General features: G+C 65.5%; 18 protein-coding genes. 3 read left to right on the plus strand and 15 right to left on the minus strand.

The genetic code is table 11. From position 1 onward, the window contains the following. Nucleotides 1-3: 3 nt before the first annotated feature. From ACIQT2_RS11430 to ACIQT2_RS11440, 3 genes are read right to left on the minus strand one after another with little or no spacing between them, the layout of a single operon-like run. Nucleotides 4-1542 carry a tripartite tricarboxylate transporter permease gene (locus ACIQT2_RS11430; protein WP_402946392.1) on the minus strand — a complete coding sequence of 513 codons (1539 nt, stop codon included), beginning with the start codon at nucleotides 1540-1542 and terminating at the stop codon, nucleotides 4-6. After that, nucleotides 1542-2045, minus strand: a complete 504-nt coding sequence (locus ACIQT2_RS11435) for a tripartite tricarboxylate transporter TctB family protein (RefSeq protein WP_397323694.1) — start codon at nucleotides 2043-2045, stop codon at nucleotides 1542-1544. The genes ACIQT2_RS11430 and ACIQT2_RS11435 overlap by 1 nt, the downstream gene beginning before the upstream one ends. Further along, entirely contained in the window at nucleotides 2042-3049 is a 1008-nt protein-coding gene (locus ACIQT2_RS11440; RefSeq protein WP_397323695.1) for a Bug family tripartite tricarboxylate transporter substrate binding protein, read from the minus strand. Before ACIQT2_RS11440 ends, ACIQT2_RS11435 begins: the two co-directional genes overlap by 4 nt. Before the next feature lie 296 nt (nucleotides 3050-3345). Between ACIQT2_RS11440 and ACIQT2_RS11445 the strand changes: the two genes are divergently transcribed. Both ACIQT2_RS11445 and ACIQT2_RS11450 read left to right on the plus strand, forming a co-directional pair. Continuing rightward, nucleotides 3346-4923 carry an ATP-binding protein gene (locus ACIQT2_RS11445; protein WP_402946394.1) on the plus strand — a complete coding sequence of 526 codons (1578 nt, stop codon included), beginning with the start codon at nucleotides 3346-3348 and terminating at the stop codon, nucleotides 4921-4923. Beyond that, nucleotides 4920-5588, plus strand: a complete 669-nt coding sequence (locus ACIQT2_RS11450; protein ID WP_402946396.1) for a response regulator — start codon at nucleotides 4920-4922, stop codon at nucleotides 5586-5588. Before ACIQT2_RS11445 ends, ACIQT2_RS11450 begins: the two co-directional genes overlap by 4 nt. A gap of 10 nt (nucleotides 5589-5598) precedes the next feature. Here ACIQT2_RS11450 and ACIQT2_RS11455 read toward each other — a convergent pair whose 3' ends face one another. After that, a complete protein-coding gene (locus tag ACIQT2_RS11455; protein ID WP_402946398.1) occupies nucleotides 5599-6498 on the minus strand; it encodes a LysR substrate-binding domain-containing protein in 900 nt (299 codons plus the stop codon). Nucleotides 6499-6599: 101 nt separating this feature from the next. Here ACIQT2_RS11455 and ACIQT2_RS11460 point away from each other — a divergent pair, with 101 nt between their 5' ends. Then, nucleotides 6600-7670: a YeiH family protein gene (locus tag ACIQT2_RS11460; protein ID WP_402946400.1), complete on the plus strand. Its 1071-nt coding sequence runs from the start codon at nucleotides 6600-6602 to the stop codon at nucleotides 7668-7670. Between the two features lie 4 nt (nucleotides 7671-7674). Here the strand turns inward: ACIQT2_RS11460 and ACIQT2_RS11465 are convergent, their stop codons facing one another. The 11 genes from ACIQT2_RS11465 to ACIQT2_RS11515 form a co-directional block, all read right to left on the minus strand. Next, nucleotides 7675-8151, minus strand: a complete 477-nt coding sequence (locus tag ACIQT2_RS11465) for a heme-degrading domain-containing protein (RefSeq protein WP_400336180.1) — start codon at nucleotides 8149-8151, stop codon at nucleotides 7675-7677. Beyond that, on the minus strand, nucleotides 8148-9158 hold the full coding sequence (locus tag ACIQT2_RS11470; protein WP_402946402.1) for a Gfo/Idh/MocA family protein: 1011 nt from the start codon (nucleotides 9156-9158) through the stop codon (nucleotides 8148-8150). Before ACIQT2_RS11470 ends, ACIQT2_RS11465 begins: the two co-directional genes overlap by 4 nt. Before the next feature lie 4 nt (nucleotides 9159-9162). Further along, nucleotides 9163-10047 (minus strand): TolB family protein, encoded by an 885-nt coding sequence (locus ACIQT2_RS11475; protein ID WP_402946404.1) that lies wholly within the window; start codon nucleotides 10045-10047, stop codon nucleotides 9163-9165. Beyond that, a complete protein-coding gene (locus tag ACIQT2_RS11480; protein WP_402946406.1) occupies nucleotides 10044-10925 on the minus strand; it encodes a DUF1080 domain-containing protein in 882 nt (293 codons plus the stop codon). The genes ACIQT2_RS11475 and ACIQT2_RS11480 overlap by 4 nt, the downstream gene beginning before the upstream one ends. Nucleotides 10926-10929: 4 nt before the next feature. Continuing rightward, nucleotides 10930-11928, minus strand: coding sequence for a sugar phosphate isomerase/epimerase family protein (locus ACIQT2_RS11485; RefSeq protein WP_402946408.1), 999 nt, complete (start codon nucleotides 11926-11928; stop codon nucleotides 10930-10932). A gap of 1 nt (nucleotide 11929) precedes the next feature. After that, entirely contained in the window at nucleotides 11930-13108 is a 1179-nt protein-coding gene (locus tag ACIQT2_RS11490; protein ID WP_402946410.1) for a Gfo/Idh/MocA family protein, read from the minus strand. A gap of 29 nt (nucleotides 13109-13137) precedes the next feature. Beyond that, complete coding sequence (locus ACIQT2_RS11495; RefSeq protein ID WP_402946411.1) at nucleotides 13138-14259, minus strand: Gfo/Idh/MocA family protein; 1122 nt, start codon at nucleotides 14257-14259, stop codon at nucleotides 13138-13140. Further along, the gene (locus ACIQT2_RS11500) at nucleotides 14256-15002 is read right to left on the minus strand and encodes a sugar phosphate isomerase/epimerase family protein (protein WP_402946412.1); all 747 of its coding nucleotides are present in this window, start codon (nucleotides 15000-15002) and stop codon (nucleotides 14256-14258) included. Before ACIQT2_RS11500 ends, ACIQT2_RS11495 begins: the two co-directional genes overlap by 4 nt. Before the next feature lie 65 nt (nucleotides 15003-15067). Next, on the minus strand, nucleotides 15068-15961 hold the full coding sequence (locus ACIQT2_RS11505; RefSeq protein ID WP_402946414.1) for a carbohydrate ABC transporter permease: 894 nt from the start codon (nucleotides 15959-15961) through the stop codon (nucleotides 15068-15070). Continuing rightward, a complete protein-coding gene (locus ACIQT2_RS11510) occupies nucleotides 15961-16929 on the minus strand; it encodes a carbohydrate ABC transporter permease (protein WP_400336165.1) in 969 nt (322 codons plus the stop codon). The genes ACIQT2_RS11505 and ACIQT2_RS11510 overlap by 1 nt, the downstream gene beginning before the upstream one ends. Nucleotides 16930-16940: 11 nt before the next feature. Further along, nucleotides 16941-18260 (minus strand): ABC transporter substrate-binding protein, encoded by a 1320-nt coding sequence (locus ACIQT2_RS11515; RefSeq protein ID WP_397323715.1) that lies wholly within the window; start codon nucleotides 18258-18260, stop codon nucleotides 16941-16943. Nucleotides 18261-18305 lie beyond the last annotated feature (45 nt).

The following is an 18305-nucleotide window of genomic DNA, read 5'->3' on the forward strand; positions in this document are numbered from 1 at the left end:
TGGTTAGTCGCTGTAGTCGGCAGCGCCGGAGTTGGCGGGGAGCAACGGGTCCTTGGCTGGCCGCTTGGGTTTGATGAGCTTGTAGGCAAAGGGCCACACCAGCACGATCGCCACGATGACGTAGACCACGATCGCGATCGGCTCGCTGAAGAGTCCGGCAGGGTCGCCGGCGCTCAGCTGCAGGGTCTTCCGGAGCTGGCCTTCAATGCGCGGGCCGAGGATGACGCCCAGGATCAGCGGCAGGACGGGGAGCCCAAAGCGGCGCATCATGAAGCCGAGTGCACCGAGGACCAGCAGGATCACCAGGTCGAAGGCCTGCAGGTTCACCGAGTACGCGCCAAGGGTGGCGAAGAACAGGATGCCCGCATAGAGGTAGGGCCGGGGGAGTTGCAGGAGCTTCGCCCAAAGGGGAGCCAGCGGAAGGTTGATCAGCAACAGCAACAGGTTGCCGATGAACAGGCTGGCAATGAGGGCCCAGACCAGTGGTCCCTGGCTGGAGAAGAGCTGTGGTCCCGGCTGGATGCCGTAGGTAGTGAAGGCAGCCAGCATGACGGCGGCTGTTGCGTTGGTGGGCAGGCCCAGCGCGAGCATGGGGGTCAGGGTGCCGGCCGCTGCTGCGTTGTTGGCAGCTTCCGGCCCGGCCACGCCTTCGATGGCCCCCTTGCCGAACTCTTCCTTGTGCTTGCTCAGCCGCTTTTCCGTGACGTAGGAGAGGAACGTGGGAATCTCCGCACCACCGGCGGGCAGGGCTCCGAAGGGGAAACCAAAGGCGGTGCCGCGAAGCCACGGCTTCCAGGAACGGGCCCAGTCCTTCCGGCCCATCCACGGGCGGCCCACGGGGATGATGTGGAGCGGGCTGCGGCGAAGGTGGGCAGCAACCCAGAGGGCTTCACCCACGGCGAAGATGGCCACCGCAACAACAACAATGTCCAGGCCGTCGGCAAGCAGCGGCTGGCCGAACGTCAGGCGGCGCTGGCCTGTCACGGAATCCATGCCCACCAGGCCGATCGCCAGGCCAAGTGCCAGGGAGGCGAAGCCGCGGAGCCGCGAGGAGCCCAGGACAGCCGTGACCGCCAGCAGGGCGAGGATCATGATGGCGAAGTAGCTTGGCGCCCCGAGGCTGACGGCGAACTTCACCACGATCGGCGCAAAGACGGCCAACAACGCGGTGCCGATGGTTCCGGCAACGAACGATCCGATGGCCGCAGTGGCCAATGCCTGGGCTGCCCGCCCTGCCTTGGCCATTTTGTTGCCTTCGATGGCCGTGACCACCGAGGACGATTCTCCGGGGGTATTAAGGAGGATTGAGGTAGTGGAGCCGCCGTACATACCGCCGTAGTAGATGCCCGCGAACATGATGAAGGCGCTGGTGGGTTCCAAGGCGTACGTGACAGGAAGCAGCAAGGCCACGGTCATGGCCGGGCCAAGGCCGGGCAGGACACCAACGGCAGTGCCCAGGAGCACGCCGATCATGGCGTAGAGCAGGTTCATGGGGGTCAGGGCGGTGGCAAAACCGTCCATCAGGGAGGACAGGACGTCCATCAGAGGATTCCTTCCAGAAGCCCGGCGGGCAGTGCGATGCCAAGACCGAGGTAGAAGCCATAGAAGGTCAGCAAGGACAGGGCCAGTGCGATCAGGCCGTCCCGGACATACTTTCGGCTGCCCAGGGCCAGGACGCTGCCCCAGAAAAGGACAGTTCCGGAGATGACCCAGCCGGCCCAGTCGATCAGCAGGATATTGAGGATGAACGCTCCGGCGAGGGGGAGGACGGTCTTCCAGTCGGCGGGGTGGGCGAGGTCCACGTCTTCGCCGCCCTCGGCTTCACCCTTTCCGCCACGGAGGACGTTGATGGCCAACAGCACGGCACAAACCACCAGGAGTCCGGCCACGATGAACGGCACAGTCTTGGGTCCAACCGGGTCCGACTTCGAGTACGGGGTGACCAGGCCATTGGCATCCAGGAAGACCAGGACCCCGGCCGCGCCGAGCAGGAGGGAGACCCCCAGCTCGGCGCGGCCTTTGAGGGCTTTTACTGCAGTGCTCACGCCAAGCCAAGCTTGGTGAGGACATCGGCAACGCGCTTGTCCTGGTCGGTCAGGAAGGTCTGGAATTCGTCACCGGTGATGAATGCATCGGTCCAACTGTGGGTCTTCAGGGCTTCCTTCCAACCTGCCGATTCATGCATCTTCTCCAGGGCCGCGATCAGGGACTTCTTGTCCTCGTCGCTGATGCCGGGAGGGGCCACTATGCCGCGCCAGTTGGTAAACACCAGGTCGATGTTGGATTCCTTGAGGGTCGGGGCGTCCACACCGTCCAACCGCTTCTCACCGCTGGTGGCCAGGACGCGGACCTCGCCGGACTTGATCTGCTCCAGGTATTCACCGGCGCCGGAGGCCGCGAACCCGAGCTTGTTGCCGAGGATCGCAGGCAGCAGGTCACCGCCGCCGTCGTAGGAAACGAAGTTCACTTTAGTGGCGTCGATGCCTACGGCCCCCGCCAGCTGCATCGGCAGGAGGTGGTCCGGGCCGCCCGGCGAGGAACCGCCACCCACGGCGATGGATCCCGGATTGGCCTTCCATGCCTTCACCAGGTCATCGATGGTCTTGTAGGGAGAGTCCTTGCTGACCATGATCGCGCCGGGTTCCTCGATCAGGCGGGCCAGCGGGGTGGTCTGGGTCAGTTTCGACTCGGACTTGTTGGTGTAGCTGGCGCCCACCACGCCCAAGCCCATGAGCATGGCCAGATCGCCGTTGCCCTTCTCGTTGACCACGCGGGCCAGGCCCACCGTGCCGCCGGCTCCGGCCAGGTTGAAGACTTCGGTGTTGCTGGTGATCTTTTCGTCATCCAGGACCTTGGCCGCAGCGCGGGCCGTGGTGTCGTAACCGCCACCAGGGGTGTTGGGGACCATGATCTGGAGCCCACTGATGGGCTTGGCGGCCCCGGAGCTTTCCGTGCCGGTGGAGTTCTTGCTGGTGGCGCCACAACCGGTGGCCATCAGGGCGATGCCGGCTGCTACGGCGGCAATGCGCAATGCGCGGATCTGGCGCATGGTGTTCCTCATCTCAGTGTGAAAATTCTTCGTCGAATTCCTGTGCAGGGGCCGTCGTCGGGTTCCTGCCCTGCCGTCGATGCTAGGACCGTCCGTGACGGGGATCACTCTTGTGTTCGCAGTGATCTTTAAGTTCATTGCGTTCACGCTCCGGCACGCTTCCGGCCAGCACTGGGGTATAGTTCCGGTACTCCATGGCGGACAGCCAGTGAACGCATCGAGGCCCCAGCAGCGTCCGGCAACGTGGACATCATCCAAAGGACCACACCTTGACTCGACCGTCTCGAAGAAGAGGCATGTCCCTGGCGGGACAGTACCTTGTGCTGCAGTTGCTGATTGTCCTTGCCGTGCTGGTAGCTGTCGCCGCCATCTCCCTTGCCGAGTCCGCGGCAAACTTTGAACGTACGGAGGGACGCCGGGCGCTCTCTGCTGCCGAGGCCCTGGGGAACAATCCCACCGTGCGCGAACTGCTTCCGACGGCGGAACCCCGTGCCGGTTCATCGCTTCCGGCAGTTGCGGAATCGGTCCGTACGGTCTCCGGCTCGGCCCAGGTGGCTTTGGCCAAGCTGGACGGCACGGTGGTCACCGCGTCCGACCCGGGGCTGGTTGGCAAGGCCCTCCCGCTCGGTGAGAGCCGGGTGATGGAGGGACGGGCCTGGACCGGCGTGGTGGCAGGCGGGAACACTCCGGTCCTCTCGGCCCACGTCCCTGTCCTGGACGATGCCGGCAAGATGATCGGCATCGCCTCCATCAGCCGCAACTACCCCTCCACACTGGAAAGGCTGGGAGACGCCGCACCGAACCTGCTCACCTACCTGGGCGTGGCCAGCGTCCTGGGCGTTGCCGGTTCCCTCCTGATGTCCCGCCGGGTGAAACGGCAAACCCTGGGCATGGAACCACACGAGATCACCGGCCTGGTGGAGAACCGCGAAGCCATGCTGCAGGGCCTGAAGGAAGGCGTGGTGGCTTTGGATCCCCACGAACGGATCACGGTGGCCAACCAGAGCGCCAGGCAACTCCTGGGCCTGCCGGACGATTGCGTCGGAAAGCGCCTCGGTTCCCTGTCCGTCGATCCTGCGTTGAAAGTGGTCTTGGCGCGGGAGCAGGCGGGTCCGGACCAGTTGGTGTTGGTGGGGGACCGCTTGGTGGTCATGAACAGGGTGGCGCTGACGTCTGGTGGACGGGACATCGGCTCCGTGACCACTTTGCGGGACCGCACGGAGCTGTCTTCGCTGGAACGCGAACTGGGGGCAACCCGCACCGTGACCAACACCCTTCGCGCCCAGGCCCACGAGTTCGCCAACCAGCTCCACGTGATCTCCGGCCTGCTCCAGCTGGAGGAATACGACTCGGTGATCCAGTTCGTCAACGGAGCCACGGTGGACCGCACGCGTCTCAACGACGAAGTCACCAGCCGCATCCAGGACCCCGCGCTCGCCGCTTTGCTGATCGCCAAAACCAGCCTTGCGGCTGAGCGCGGGGTTGAACTCCAGCTCGCTCCGGAGTCTGCACTGCCGCGCGTACCGGAGGAACTCTCCCGCGACCTCGCCACCGTTGTGGGGAACCTGGTGGACAACGCGTTCGACGCCGTGACGGGCCTTCCCGGGGCATCGGTCACTGTGCTGGTGGTGGACATGGAAGACGGGGTAACGGTGACCGTGCAGGACAATGGTCCGGGTGTGCCGGATGATGCCGTGGATGAAATCTTCCAGCAGGGCTTCTCTACCAAGGATCCGGATCCGGGTGAGGCGCGTGGTTTCGGCCTGGCCTTGTCCCGGGTCATTTGCCGGCGTGGCGGGGGAGACCTGACGGTCTCGAACGAGGGCGGTGCCGTGTTCGCCGCCCGATTCAGGAAGGAGGCAGTCCGCCCGTGATCAAGGTCCTGATTGTCGATGACGACTTCATGGTGGCCAAGGTGCATGCCGGCTTCATCCAGCGGACGCCGGGCTTCGTGGTGCTCGGAGTGGCGCACACCGGCGCGCAGGCCGTGCTGGAAACGGAGCGGCTCCAACCGGACCTGGTGCTGCTGGACATCCACCTCCCGGACATCAATGGCCTGGACCTCATGCACCAATTGCGTGAGGTGGCCCCGGACCTGGACGTGCTGGTGATCAGTGCCGCGCGGGAGGTGGAGACCGTGCGCAAGGCTCTGCGCGGCGGGATTGTGCACTACCTCATCAAGCCCTTTTCCCAAGCAGATCTCCAGGAACGGCTGGAGCATTACCTGAACGCGTACCACGGCCTGGATGGCTCCAAGGTGGAAGCGGAGCAGTCCGACGTCAACAGGGTCTTCGGCCTCGGTGCCTCGGAGCGGAGCCTGCCCAAGGGGTGCAGCGTTGAGACGTTGGAGCGGGTTGAGGAGACGTTGAAGGCGGCGTCTGGAGACCTTTCGGCAGCCGAGGTGGCCGAGCAGCTGGGCACCTCGCGGGTCAGCGCACGGCGTTACCTGGAGTACCTCCACGATGCCGGCGCTTTGGACGTGAAGCTGAAGTACGGCGTCGGACGTCCCGAAAGGCGCTATGTGCTCAAAGGGCGGTGACTGCTGTTGTTCAGTTGCTTGCCTTGGCGATGCGGATCAATTCCGCGGCGCTGCCGTCGGGCCTGCGTTCGGGCAGCCAGACGGCCCGCAGGGAACGCGTGAGGTCCAGTCCTTGAACGGGGACGGCGACGAGTTGCCCGGTGGCGAGTTCGGCCGTGACGGCGAGCTCGCTCAGCACGGCCACGGCCGCGCCCTCGGCCGCTGCTGCTTTGACAGCCACGGTGCTGGCGAGCTCCAGGCGTGCCTCGGGCAACGGCGTCCCTGATCGTTCCAGGGCCCTGACCAAAGTGTCGCGGGTTCCCGACCCTACCTCCCGGAGCACCAGGTCGGCGGCGGTCAGTTCTTGGGGGTCCACCGGTGTACGCCTGCGCGCCCAGGGGTGGGTAGTCCCCACCACCACAACCAGCTCATCGCGGGCCACGGTGGTTGAAGCAACAGTGCGCGGCAGTGCGGGCGTTTCCACGAAGCCCAGGGGAACTTGCCCGGCGGCTACCTGTTCCAGGACCTCCCCGGAGTTGCCCACGGCCAGGCTGACGTGCAGGTCCGTGTGTGCCCTCCGGAAGCGTGCCAACCAGCGCGGAGCCAGGTACTCGGCAATGGTGAGGCTGGCCGCGACAGTAAGGTGGGCAGCCTGCTCTTCGGCCAGGGACCGTGCGCCCAGGATCATCCGGTCCATGGCCCCGAGTGCCTCGCGCGCCCAAGCCGTCACCACTTCGCCCTCGTTCGTGACCCGGGAACCCGCGGGGGTACGGATCACCAAGGTGAGCCCAAGTTGCCGTTCCAGCCGGGCCAAGGCGCGGCTGGCATTCGGTTGTGCCATGCCCACGCGGCGGGCCGCAGCGCCGAGCGAGCCAGTCTCGGCCACCAGGACGAGTATTTCCAGCGCGGTCAGATCCGGGCGGCTGCTCATGCTTGGAAGATATGCCTCGGGTTCAGCTCATGTCAATTAAGCATGGGTTCAGGCCGAAGTGAGGGCTATCGTGGGCTGCGGTTTCGGGGGATCGTGGAACCATGAGCACCATCAGGCCGCGTACGGCACCCGTTTCGGAGACGCCGAAGGCACACGCCGCGGCAGCTATCCGGGCTCTTGCTCCCGGACTTGCGGCCTGCGTTGTTGCCGTGGGCGTAGCCTTCGGACTCCATGCCCTGCTGCCGTCCCTGCCGGCCATGACCATCGCCGTGGTCCTGGGGATTGTGGCCGCCAATGTGCCCGGCGTTTCCGGCTGGGTAGAAGGCCCCTGGCGAGCGGGGCTGCGCTTCGCCGGCAAGCACTTGATGCGTGCGGGCATCGTCCTGCTGGGGCTGAAACTGAGCCTGGGAGATATCGCTTCGCTGGGTTGGCAGGCTTTTGGGCTCATCGTCGCCGTGGTGTTGCTCGCCTTTGCCGGAACTTATGGGCTGGGCAAGCTGTTCAAGCTCCCCGGCGACGCACCCCTGATGATTGCCACAGGCTTCTCCATTTGCGGCGCCTCGGCCATTGGGGCCATGGCCGCCGTCCGGGGAACCAAGCATGAGGACACCGTGTTGCCGGTTGCGCTCGTGACACTGTGCGGCACGTTGGCCATCGGCACGCTCCCACTGCTGATGCACCCACTGGGTTTGGACGCCGTGAGCTTCGGCCGTTGGGTGGGTGCATCGGTGCACGACGTGGGGCAGGTGGTGGCTGCGGCCCAGACCGCCGGTGCGGTTGCCTTGAGTGCTGCGGTGGTCATCAAGCTCACGCGGGTGGTTTTGCTGGCACCCATCGTCGCGACGGCTGGCGTGTGGGAGCGGCGCCGGCGGGTGCGGGGTGTCGTGGGCGCCCCGGGCAACCCGGGTAAGTTCCCGCCGATCGTGCCGCTCTTCGTGCTGGGTTTCCTGGCCATGATCGCCCTCCGCAGCCTTGGCTGGGCTTCGCCAGTGGTGCTGGATGTCGGGGGCCTGCTGCAGGAGATCGCACTCGGGGCCGCCCTCTTTGGGTTGGGCTCCGCGGTCCGGGTGCGGGAACTCCTGCACGCCGGACCACGGTCCCTGGTCATGGCCTTGTGCGCGTGGGCGTTGATCGCCGCCCTGGGCCTGGGCGCCGTGTGGTTGATGGCCTAGAAATTCACGTCCCTACCGTCTTCAGGTAGTTCCGGATGCCATCCACCACCAGCTGGTGGTCTTCATCGGAGGCCAGTCCGGACACAGTGATCGCGCCGATGACCCCGGCACCCTTTACCCGGATGGGGAAGGAGCCGCCAGCCAGGGTGTAGTCGTCGTGCGAAAGCCAACCCCCGCCGAGCGGGCTGTGGCCAGCGGCGGAAAACTGTTCGGACAAGAGCGCAGTGCTGTGCTCAAACCGCAGCACTGAGGCCGACTTCCGTCGGATCCATTCTTCCTGGTCGGACGTGGCTCCGGGCAGGACGCAGCGGAACAGCACGATATTGTGCCGGCGGATATCAATGGCCACACCGAAACCGGACGAGATGGCGTGGTTGGCGATGAGGGAGCCGAGCCGCCAGGCATCGTGGTGGTCGAAGCTTGCGAAGACCAGTTCCTCTTCCTGGGCCCGGAGTTCCGCGAGCCGGGGTGTTTCGCTCATGACTTGTCCGCCTCGTAGCTCAGCCCGATCTGCCGGCGGATCTCGTCCATCGCGGCCATGATCGCCACCGTTTCCGCGGGTGGGAGGATGGTGCCCGCCGTTTCCCCAGCGGCCACGAGCCGCTCCAGCTCGGCGGCCTGGTACTGCATGCCGCGGCTGGTCACGGGCTCATCGAAGCGCTCCACCACGGAGCCATCCACGGCATGGACCGTGAACGGTACCGGGTTGTACCAGGTGTGCTCGATGTCGATCCACCCCTCTGTCCCGATCACCATGGCGCGGTTGGCGCTCGCAGCGTCCAGTTCGCAATCCACCAAGGCCTGCGCACCGCCGTCGTAATCGAAGATCGCCGCGGTCTGGCGGTCGACGCCGGTGGCCGTCATCGATGCGCTCGCGGTGACACTCGACGGCGCCCCGAGGATGTCGATCGCGAAGGAGACCGGGTAGATGCCCAGGTCCAGCAGCGCGCCGCCGCCGAGCACGGGATCGTTGAGCCGGTGCGCGGGATCGGTGGGGAGGCTCTGGTTGTGGCTGGCCACCACCTTGCGGACCTCGCCGATGGTGCCGGCGGCGATGATCTCGCGGATCCGGATCATGTGGGGCAGGAACCGGGTCCACATGGCCTCGAGGGCTACCAATCCCTTGGACGCAGCCAGGTCGGTGATCTCGCGGGCCTCCCGGGCGTTCATGGTGAACGATTTCTCCACGAGGACATGCTTCCCGGCGTTCAACGCCAGCAGCGCGTTGGCGTGGTGCATGGGGTGCGGGGTGGCGATGTAGATGACGTCCACCTCGGGGTCCGCGGCGAGGTCCTCGTAGCTGCCGTGTGCGGTGGGAATGCCGTGCTGTTCGGCGAACGCCTTGGAGGAGTCCAGGGAGCGGGAGCCCACGGCCTGGACCGTGAAGCCGTTCCCGCGCAGGTCCGCGGTTTGCAGTCCGGCGATGAAGCCGGTGCCGAGGATGCCCCAACGGATGGTGCCGTCGGAAGTGCCATGGGGGTGGGTCACGTGCTTAGTCCTTTGGTGAGTCAGTGAGGGGGTACGCGACGAACGCAAACCGTGAAGAGTCCGGCGACCAGCTGTTGACGTTGAGCGTACCTTGGCCACCAAACAGCGGCCAGATGTGCAGCGGAGTGTGCCAGTCACCTGTTGAGACGAGCACGACGGCGACCGGCAAGTCCGCTGGGTGGCCTTCGGTTCCGCTGGGGAACCGGATGTAGCTGGCGTGCCGGGCATCGGGGGAAAGGTGCGGGAACCAGTCCACGGTGTCGGACTCGAGGAGCTGCTCGAACCCTGTCCCGTCCACGCGGATCCGGGCGAGCTGGGCATGGACTTTCGCCGTGCTGAAGGATTCGGTGTTGAGGTAAAGCCACTTTCTGTCCGGCGAGTATTCCGGGCCGTCGCAGTGGCTGTCTCCAACATCGACGCCGGCGGCAGCACCGCCGTCGGACTTTATGGTCATGAGGCGGCCCGGCTGCGTGAAGTCGCCATCCGCGATCCCCACGTACGCCAACTCCGCCCCGTCCGGGCTCACGCCGTGGAGGAAGTGCCAGGAGCCGTCGTCCCCGGTGATCCGGGTGGCGTGGCCGCCGGTGAGCGGTGCCCGGTAGATGTGGCCGTCGTTGGCGGAGAGGAAGATGTTCTTCCCGTCCGGATCCAGGACGTGATCGTTGTTCAGGTCCGGGATGCCGGTGAGGGGGATCTGGGTCAACTCCGGACTGGAAACGTCCAGCTTCCAGAGCTTCCCGTCGCCGTTGAGGATCAAGGACTGCCCGTCGAGGGTCCAGTTCGGGGCTTCGAGGAGGATGGTGTCGGTGCTGTAGAGGAGTTCGGCTTCGCCGGTGACCGAGGCGATCCAGACTTCGCTCCGCTGGCCGGGTTGGAGGGTGCGGTTCACAGCGCGACTTCCTGGTCGAGGTCTTTGATCCGGATGTTCCGCCAGCGGCATTGCGCGCCCTTGCCCCAGCGGGCTTCGCCGAACATGGAGTCGTTGTCGTGCACTTCCAGCGCGATGTGCCCGCGGTGCCCGAGTGTTTCGAGGACGTCCGCCGGGTTGTAGTTGGGCGAATCGAGGGTGGCCGTGTCCAGTTCGGCGATCTTCACACTGTTGACCCAGGTAGTGATGACGGGCAGGGCACCGACGCAGCGGATGCGCAGCTCGTTCCAGTCATCCCAGCGCCAGGCGTTGAGGAAATCTTCGACGTCGGCCGCGAACGCCAGGCGGGCACGCTTCTCTTCGGTGACGGGTTCCACCGACGTGGCCGGGTCATCGGCGATGAGGCCAGCGGGGCGGCCGTCCGCGTCGAGGGCGACGTCCACGGCGAACGGAACCGCCGAGAAACTTGCCAGCCCATTGCCGAAGAACCCGCCGATGCCGCCCGAAGGCCGGTGGTCCACCAACACCTGGAACCCTTCCCAGGAATCCGGGCGGCGGCGCAGCATCACCCCCGTATCCGCCGGCCAGTCCGGGCGCATCTCCAGCACCAGTTCGAAATCACCGAAGGCCTGCTCGCTGACGAGGTAGCCGCCGTAACCGCTGCCGGGGGAGTCCTGTTCGCCGATCAGCACGCCGTCCTCCACGAACCAGTGCGCGGGGTGCTTCTCCGGCTCTACCGGCGGGGTCAGGCCCAGGGCTTCGAAACGCTCCAGGAGGAGGGGCCCGCCGGGGTACTCCGTACCGTACACGCGAGGTACGGAGTACCAACCGGCCAAGGAGGAGCCGTCGAACAGCGGGACGAAACCGTCGCCGTCGTCGTTCTTTACCGTTTCCGCCACGCGCCTAGTCCTGGCTGAAGGCGGCGTCGAAGCTGGTTTGGGAGGCGGGGAAGTCGAATTTCTTCAGGGCGGCGAGGGCTTCGGGGGCGCCGTGGAGGCGGTCCATGCCGGCGTCTTCCCATTCGATGCTGATGGGGCCGTTGTAGCCGATCGCGGTGAGGGCGCGGAAGGAGGCTTCCCAGGGGACGTCGCCGCGGCCGGCGGAGACGAAGTCCCAGCCGCGGCGGGGGTCGCCCCAGGGCAGGTGGGAGCCGAGGACGGTGTTCCGGCCGGTTTGGCGGACCTTGGTGTCTTTGCAGTCCACGTGGTAGATCCGGTCTTTGAAGTCCCAGATGAAGGAGACGGGGTCGATGCCTTGCCACATCATGTGGGAGGGGTCCCAGTTCAGGCCGAACGCTTCGCGGTGGCCGATCGCCTCCAGGGTGCGGACGGTGGTCCAGTAGTCGTAGGCGATTTCGGAGGGGTGGACTTCGTGGGCGAAGCGGACACCGTTTTCGTCGAAGACGTCCAGGATGGGGTTCCAGCGGTCGGCGAAGTCCTGGTAGCCGGCGTCGATGACCTTCTCGGGGACGGGCGGGAACATGGCCACGTACTGCCAGATCGAGGAGCCGGTGAACCCGACCACGGTGTCCACGCCCAAGGCTTTGGCGAGGCGGGCGGTGTGTTTCATTTCTTCGGCGGCGCGCTGGCGGACGCCTTCGGGGTTCCCGTCGCCCCACACCTTGGAGCCGACGATGGCTTCGTGGCGGAAGTCGATGGGGTCATCGCAGACGGCTTGGCCTTTGAGGTGGTTGGAGATGGCCCAGACTTTGAGGTTGTACTTGTCCAGGAGTTCGAGTTTGGATTCGACGTAGCCGGGTTCGTCCCAGCGCCAGGCGTCGAGGTGGTCTCCGGAGACGGCGATTTCCAGGCCGTCGTAGCCCCAGCCCGAGGCGAGCTTGGCGACTTCCTCGAGGGGGAGGTCGGCCCACTGGCCGGTGAACAGGGTGTACGGGCGGGGCATGTCAGGCTCCTTCGGTGGTGTTGGACAGCTGGATCAGTGAGCTTTTGGCGGCGGCGGATTCTTCGACGGCGGCCAGGACGCGCTGGATTTGGAGGCCGTCCTCGAACGACGGCGACGGCGCGTCACCGGAAGCGATGGCGGTGAGGAAGTCGCGGACTTGGTGGGTGAAGGTGTGTTCCCAGCCGATGATGTGCCCTTGCGGCCACCAGGCTTCGAGGTAGGGGTGTTCGGGTTCGTTGACGAGGATCCGGCGGAAGCCCTGCTCCCGGACGGGCAGGGTGGCGTCCAGGAAGCCGAGTTCATTCAACGATTCGAGGTCGAAGAGGATGGTGCCTTTGTCGCCGTAGATTTCCAGTTTCAGGGAGTTCTTTTGTCCGGTGGCGACGCGGGAGACTTCCACGGAGGCGATGGCTCCGGAGGTGAGGGTGAGCGTGGCCCAGGCGGCGTCGTCGACCGTGACGTCTTCGGGGCCGTCAGGGCCGGGGCGCTGGTCCACGAAGGTGTGCAGGCGGCCGGTGACTTCGGTGACGGCGTCGCCGAGGAGGTAGAGGATCTGGTCGATGGCGTGGGAGGCGATGTCCCCCAACGCTCCGGAGCCGGCGGTTTCCTTCCGGAGGCGCCAGGTCATGGGTGACCCGGCGTCGGAGAGCCAGTCCTGGAGGTAAGCGGCGCGGATGTGGCGGATGGTCCCGAGCCGGCCTTCGGCAATCAACTCACGGGCGAGGGCGAGGGCGGGGACGCGGCGGTAGTTGAACCCGATCATGGACTGCACGCCCCGGGCGCGGGCCTTGGCTGCGGCGGCGGTCATGAGTTCGGCCTCGGCCAGGGTGTTGGCGAGGGGTTTTTCGACCAGGACGTGTTTGCCTGCTTCGAGGGCGGCGATGGCGATTTCGGCGTGCATCCAACCCGGGGCGCAGATGTCGATGATGTCGATGTCATCCCGGTGGATCACGTCCCGCCAATCGGTGGCGGATTCGGCCCAACCGTACTTTGCTGCGGCTTCCGCGACCTGGGTGGCGTCCCGGCCCACGAGCACTTTCTGCTCGAAGGCCGGGACGTCGAAGAAACTGGCCACATTCCGCCACGCGTTCGAGTGGGCCTTCCCCATGAAGGCATAGCCGATGGCGGCCACACCGAGTGGACGGTCGGAAGGCAGGGACGAGTGGGCGGGGGTGGTCATGTTCTTGTTCCTCGCTGGTTGCTGCGGATTTAGAGGGTGGCGGTTTCCGGTGCCCAGTCCTCAGGGACGGCTGCCGAAGCGGGTGCGTTGCTGGTGACGTCCACGAACGAGCCGGATTCGACGGACTCGGAGATCGAGACCATGGTGTCCAGCACGTGGTAGGCCAGGTCGCCGGTGGCGCGGTGCGCTGAACCGGAACGCAGGGCCCGGGCCATGTCCAGCACACCGAGGCCGCGGCCCTGGGCCGGACCGGTGGCGGGGATGATCTCCGGTTCCTCCGCGCCGGGACGCCAGAGCTTGAGGTCGCCGTCGAAGTAGTTCGGGTCCGGCAGGGACAGGGTCGCTTCGGAGCCGGTGATTTCCACGAAGCCCATCCGCAGGCGCGGGGACTCGAAGGAGAACACGCTGTGGCTGGACTGGCCGCCTTCGAACTGCGCCATCGCGGAGACATGGGTTGGGACCTCGACGGCGAACTCCTCGCCTGCCTTGGGACCGGAACCAACGATCCGGGTCTTCTTCGCGGCGGAGCCGACGGCGGCCACCTTGCGGACCGAACCGAAGGTCTGGATCAGGGCCGTGAGGTAGTACGGGCCCATGTCGAACAGCGGGCCCGCGCCCTGGGCGAACAGGAACGACGGGTTCGGGTGCCAGGATTCCGGGCCGGGGGTCTGGAAGGTGGTCATGCCCGTCAGCGGGGTGCCGATGTCCCCGCGTTCGATGATCCGGCGGGCGGTCTGCAGGCCGGCGCCCAGGAACGTGTCCGGGGCGGTGCCCAGGCGGATGCCCGCGGCGTCGGCGGCCTTGAGCAGGCCGAGCCCGGATTCGCGGTCCAGGGAGAACGGCTTCTCGGTCCAGACGTGCTTGCCCGCGTTCACTGCGGCCGTGGCCACCTCAACATGCGCGGCCGGGATGGTCAGGTTCACGATGATTTCGACGCCGGGATGGTTCAGTGCCAGCTCGGGGGCACCGAACTCGGCAATCCCGTATTCCTTGGCACGGGCCTCGGCGGCCTCGACGAAGAGGTCCGCGATCACGTGGACTTTCAGGTCCGGGAACGTGGTGAGGTTGTCCAGGTACTGCTTGGAGATGTTGCCCGCGCCGATGACGGCGACGCCAACAGGGCCCTTGCGGGTGGACGGTGCGAAGCTCATGCCTGGGCACCTTCCTTTGCCGTGTTGAGGTAGTTCAGGGAATCGGTGATGCCCTGGAAAATGTCGCCTGAGTAGTCATCGAATTCCACGACGCCCACTTCCAAGGACTTGGCTGCGGCGATCACGTCCAGGACCGGGATGGTGCCTTGGCCGGCGGGCTGCTGGGCCTTGATGTCCGTAGTGGCCGGGCCGTCCTTGATGTGGATGAACTTCACACGGTCACCCAGGCGGGCCAGCAACTCCACCGGATCCTGGCCGCCCACGGCAGCCCAGTAGGTGTCCACTTCCAGGACCAGTTCCGGGTCCAAGAGGGATTCAAAGTATTCCAGCGCCGTGGTGCCCTCGATGGTGGACTCGAGCTCCCAGGCGTGGTTGTGGTAGCCCACCCGGATGCCGTATTCGGCGCCCTTCTTCGCGGCTGCATTGAGCTTGGCCGCGGTGGCCTGGATGTCCTCGGCGTTCTGCCAGTGCTCGGCCGGAAGGTACGGATCGATCACCGTGGCGACGCCCAACTCCTTCGCCGCAGCGAAGATCTCATCCTGGTCCTGGGACAACAGGGGAGCGTGGCCGGAAGGGGCCGTGAGCCCGTTTTCCTTCAACGCTGCGCCAAGCTCGGAAGCAGTAGCCACGAAGTTGTACGGCTCAACCTGCGTGAAACCGATCTCGGCGACCTTCTTGATGGTTCCAGGCAGATCCTCGGCGATCGCGTTGCGGAGGGTGTACAGCTGGAGTGAGTAAGACATGGGATTCCTTTACAGGGAGTGGGTTTTTTCTGACGTTACGCTTCGGTGCAGTGAGCGGGAGGGACCTAGCGGCCGGCGAGGGATCCGCCGATTCCGCCGACGCTGAAGTACTTGTTCAGGGCGGCGAAGACGATGATCGGCGGGAGCATCATGATCACGGCGAGGGCCATGACTCCGGACCAGTCGGTGAGGTTTTGCTGGAAGAAGGACTGGACACCCATGGGGAGGGTGAAGATTTCGTTGGAGCGCAGGAACACGATCGCTACCAGGTAGTCGTTCCAGGCCAGCAGGAAGGCGAAGATCGCGGTGGACAGGATGCCCGGGAGTGAGTTGCGCAGCACCACTTTGGTGAAGGAACCGAACACGGAGCACCCGTCGATCCAGGAGGCTTCCTCGAGGCTGATCGGGATGGAGTCGAAGTAGGCGGCCATCATCCAGGTGGCCACGGTCATGGTGGAACCGACGTAGATGATGGTCAGGCCCATGAGGTTGTCCACCAGGCCCATCGCGGCGAAGAGGATGAACAGCGGCAACACCGAGGTGATGATGGGCAGGGACTGCATGACGAACAGCAGGAGCGAATAGCCGGAGACGGCCTTGGACCGCCCCCGGGAGAGCACGTACCCGGCCGGTGCAGCGACGGCGACGGAGACCACCACTGTGGCCAGGGTGGTGATGAGGCTGTTTTGGAGCCAGATCCCGGCGAGGGTCTTGGAGAAGACCCCGGTGATGTTCTCGAGGGTGAGGCCGGTGGCGGTGCTGTTCGGGGCCGGGGTGAGGGCCAGGATGATGGTGACCATGATCGGGACCAGGACGATCGCGGTGATGACCAGGATCAGGGCGAACCGCCACCAGCGTCCGCGCATGCCGGCTTCGGACAGGACGCGGCGGGCTTTGCCTGGTTCCGCGATGCCCAGGGCGGGGCCGGACTCGGGGTGGGCGTGGAGTACTGCGCTCATTATTCGACGCTCGACTTTCGGATCTGGCGGTACAGGATGACCGAGACGACTACCAGGGTGATGGTCATGAGGAAGGCGATAGCGACGCCGGGGCCGGTGGCGAAGTCCTGGAAGACGGTGCGGTAGGCCAGGACCACCAGGGAGGTGGTGGCGTCAACAGGGCCGCCGCCGGTGAGCAGGTAGATGGTGGGGAAATCGTTGACGCAGAAGATCGTCATCAAGATCCAGGAAATGTAGGTGGAGCGGGCGATCAGCGGGAGGGTGATCTGGGTGAACTGCTGGAAGCGGGAGGCGCCGTCCATGCTCGCTGCTTCATAGACGGTGTCATCCACCGAGGCAAGGGCCGCGGAAGTCATCATCATCATGAAGGGGAAGGAGACCCAGACCTTGAAGATCATCACCGTGACGGCTGCGAGGGTGGGGTCGGCCAGGAACAGCGGGGTGCCCAGGCCGAGGCCACGGAAAATCGAGGGGATCAGGCTGTCCGGGGTGGCAACCAGCCAGTTCCAGGCGGTGGAGGACACCACGATCGGGACCACCCAGGGCAGGAGCAGCAGCACTTTGAAGGTGCCGCCCGCGGGGATCTTGGTGCGGAGCAGCAATGCCAGGCCAAGGCCCACGGCCCAGGACCCGAACACTCCAACAATGGTGAACAGGAGCGTGAACTGGGCGGCCTTCCAGAATGCCGGAGAGGACAGGACCTGCTGGAAGTTCTGGATTCCGACGAAGTCGCCGGTCTGGATCAGGTTGCCGTCGTGGGTGGCCTGGACGCCAGCCTGGAACAGCGGGTAGCCGTGGATCAGGACCAGCAGGATCACCGAGGGGAGCAGGAGCCAGAAGAACGTCCTGGAGGCCTGTGCGGAGAGCTTGCTCTTCCGGTTCAGGTTCAGGGACCCACCCCCGGGCCCGCCGGGGGCAAGCCCCTTGCGGGCCCGGGCCAGGCCGGACTGCGCTGTAGTGGAGGACATGGTGCGGGCGCCTACTTCTTCAGGACGGACTTGAGGCCCGTTTCAAAGGCCGTCAGCGCGGACTTGGCGTCGGTCTTGCCGGTGAGGACGGTCTGGGTGAACTGGTTCAGTGCCTGGCCGCCGTCCAGGGCTGCGAGGTCGGCGCTGAGCGTGGTGCCCTGCGAAGCGAAAGTCTTGGCGATCGGGACGTATTCCTTGACGATCTTGACGTTGTTGGCGTCGGCCGTGAATTCGGGGAGTTCGGTGATGGACTTGAACACGGGCAGGGCGTTCATGAGCTTCTGCTGCCACAGTTCCTTGAGCTTGCCCAGGTAGTAGACCACGAACTCTTCCGAGGCCTCCTGGGACGGGGTGTTGGTGTACATCATGATGTTGTTCGGGAAGATCAGCGCGGCCTTGTCCCCGTGCGGGCCGGCGATGGGGCTTGCTACGACGAGGTCGCCGGAGGTATCGCCCACGCGCTCGGGAACACCGAGGGTCAGCATGCCGTAGGCCGCCTTGCCGTCTTTCCACTGGGCATTCAGGTTGTCCGAGGTGTAGCTGACGGCTGCTGGGTCGATGACGCCGTTGGAAACGAGTTCGAGCATGAACTCGATGGCTTCAACGTTGCGGTCATTCATGACGTCCAGCTGGCCGTCCTTGGTGAACACGCCGCCGCCGTTGTTGATCATCATCATGATCATCAAGTGGTTGCCGATGTTGTTGCCCGCACCGGAACCGGTGGCGAAGCCGACGGCGCCGAGGGACTTCATCTTCTTGCCCGCCTCGAGCAGGGAAGCCCAGTCAGTCGGGACCGCGACGCCGGCCTTGTCGAAGAGTGACTTGCGGTACCAGAGCGGACGGATATCCAGCTGCCACGGGACGGCGACGTAGCCCTTGGACGTCTTGAAGGGTTCCACCACACCGGGCAGGAAGTCGTCGAACATGCCGTTGGACTTGAGCTTGTCGATAACCTTGTCCGCGTAGGCGATCTGTCCCTGCTCCTCGAACTGGAACGCCTGGAAGCCACCACCGGTGGAAACGGCCGGGCCGGTCTTGGAAGCGATGGCCGAGGAGAACGTCTGGTAGAAGTTGTTCCACTGGATGATCTGGTACGTGGCCTTGCTGTTGGCCCCGGAGAAACCTTCGGCAATCTTCTTGGCGGCGTCGTTGTAAGCGGGCGTGGCCCACGGCATGTCCCAGAACTTGATGCTGCCGCCGGCACCGCCTCCGCCCTGCGAGGCCGAGCCGCCACCACAGGCGGCCAGGAGCGGAACCGACGCGGCTGCCGCCGTCAGGCCGAGGAAACCGCGGCGGGAAAAGGCTTTGTTGGCTGCGGGCTGAACATTCATGATGATTCCTTTCGGGACCGGTCCACTTTCCTGGTGGCCGGGCCA

This window comes from Paenarthrobacter sp. NPDC090522 (assembly GCF_044769225.1).
GTDB lineage: Bacteria > Actinomycetota > Actinomycetes > Actinomycetales > Micrococcaceae > Arthrobacter.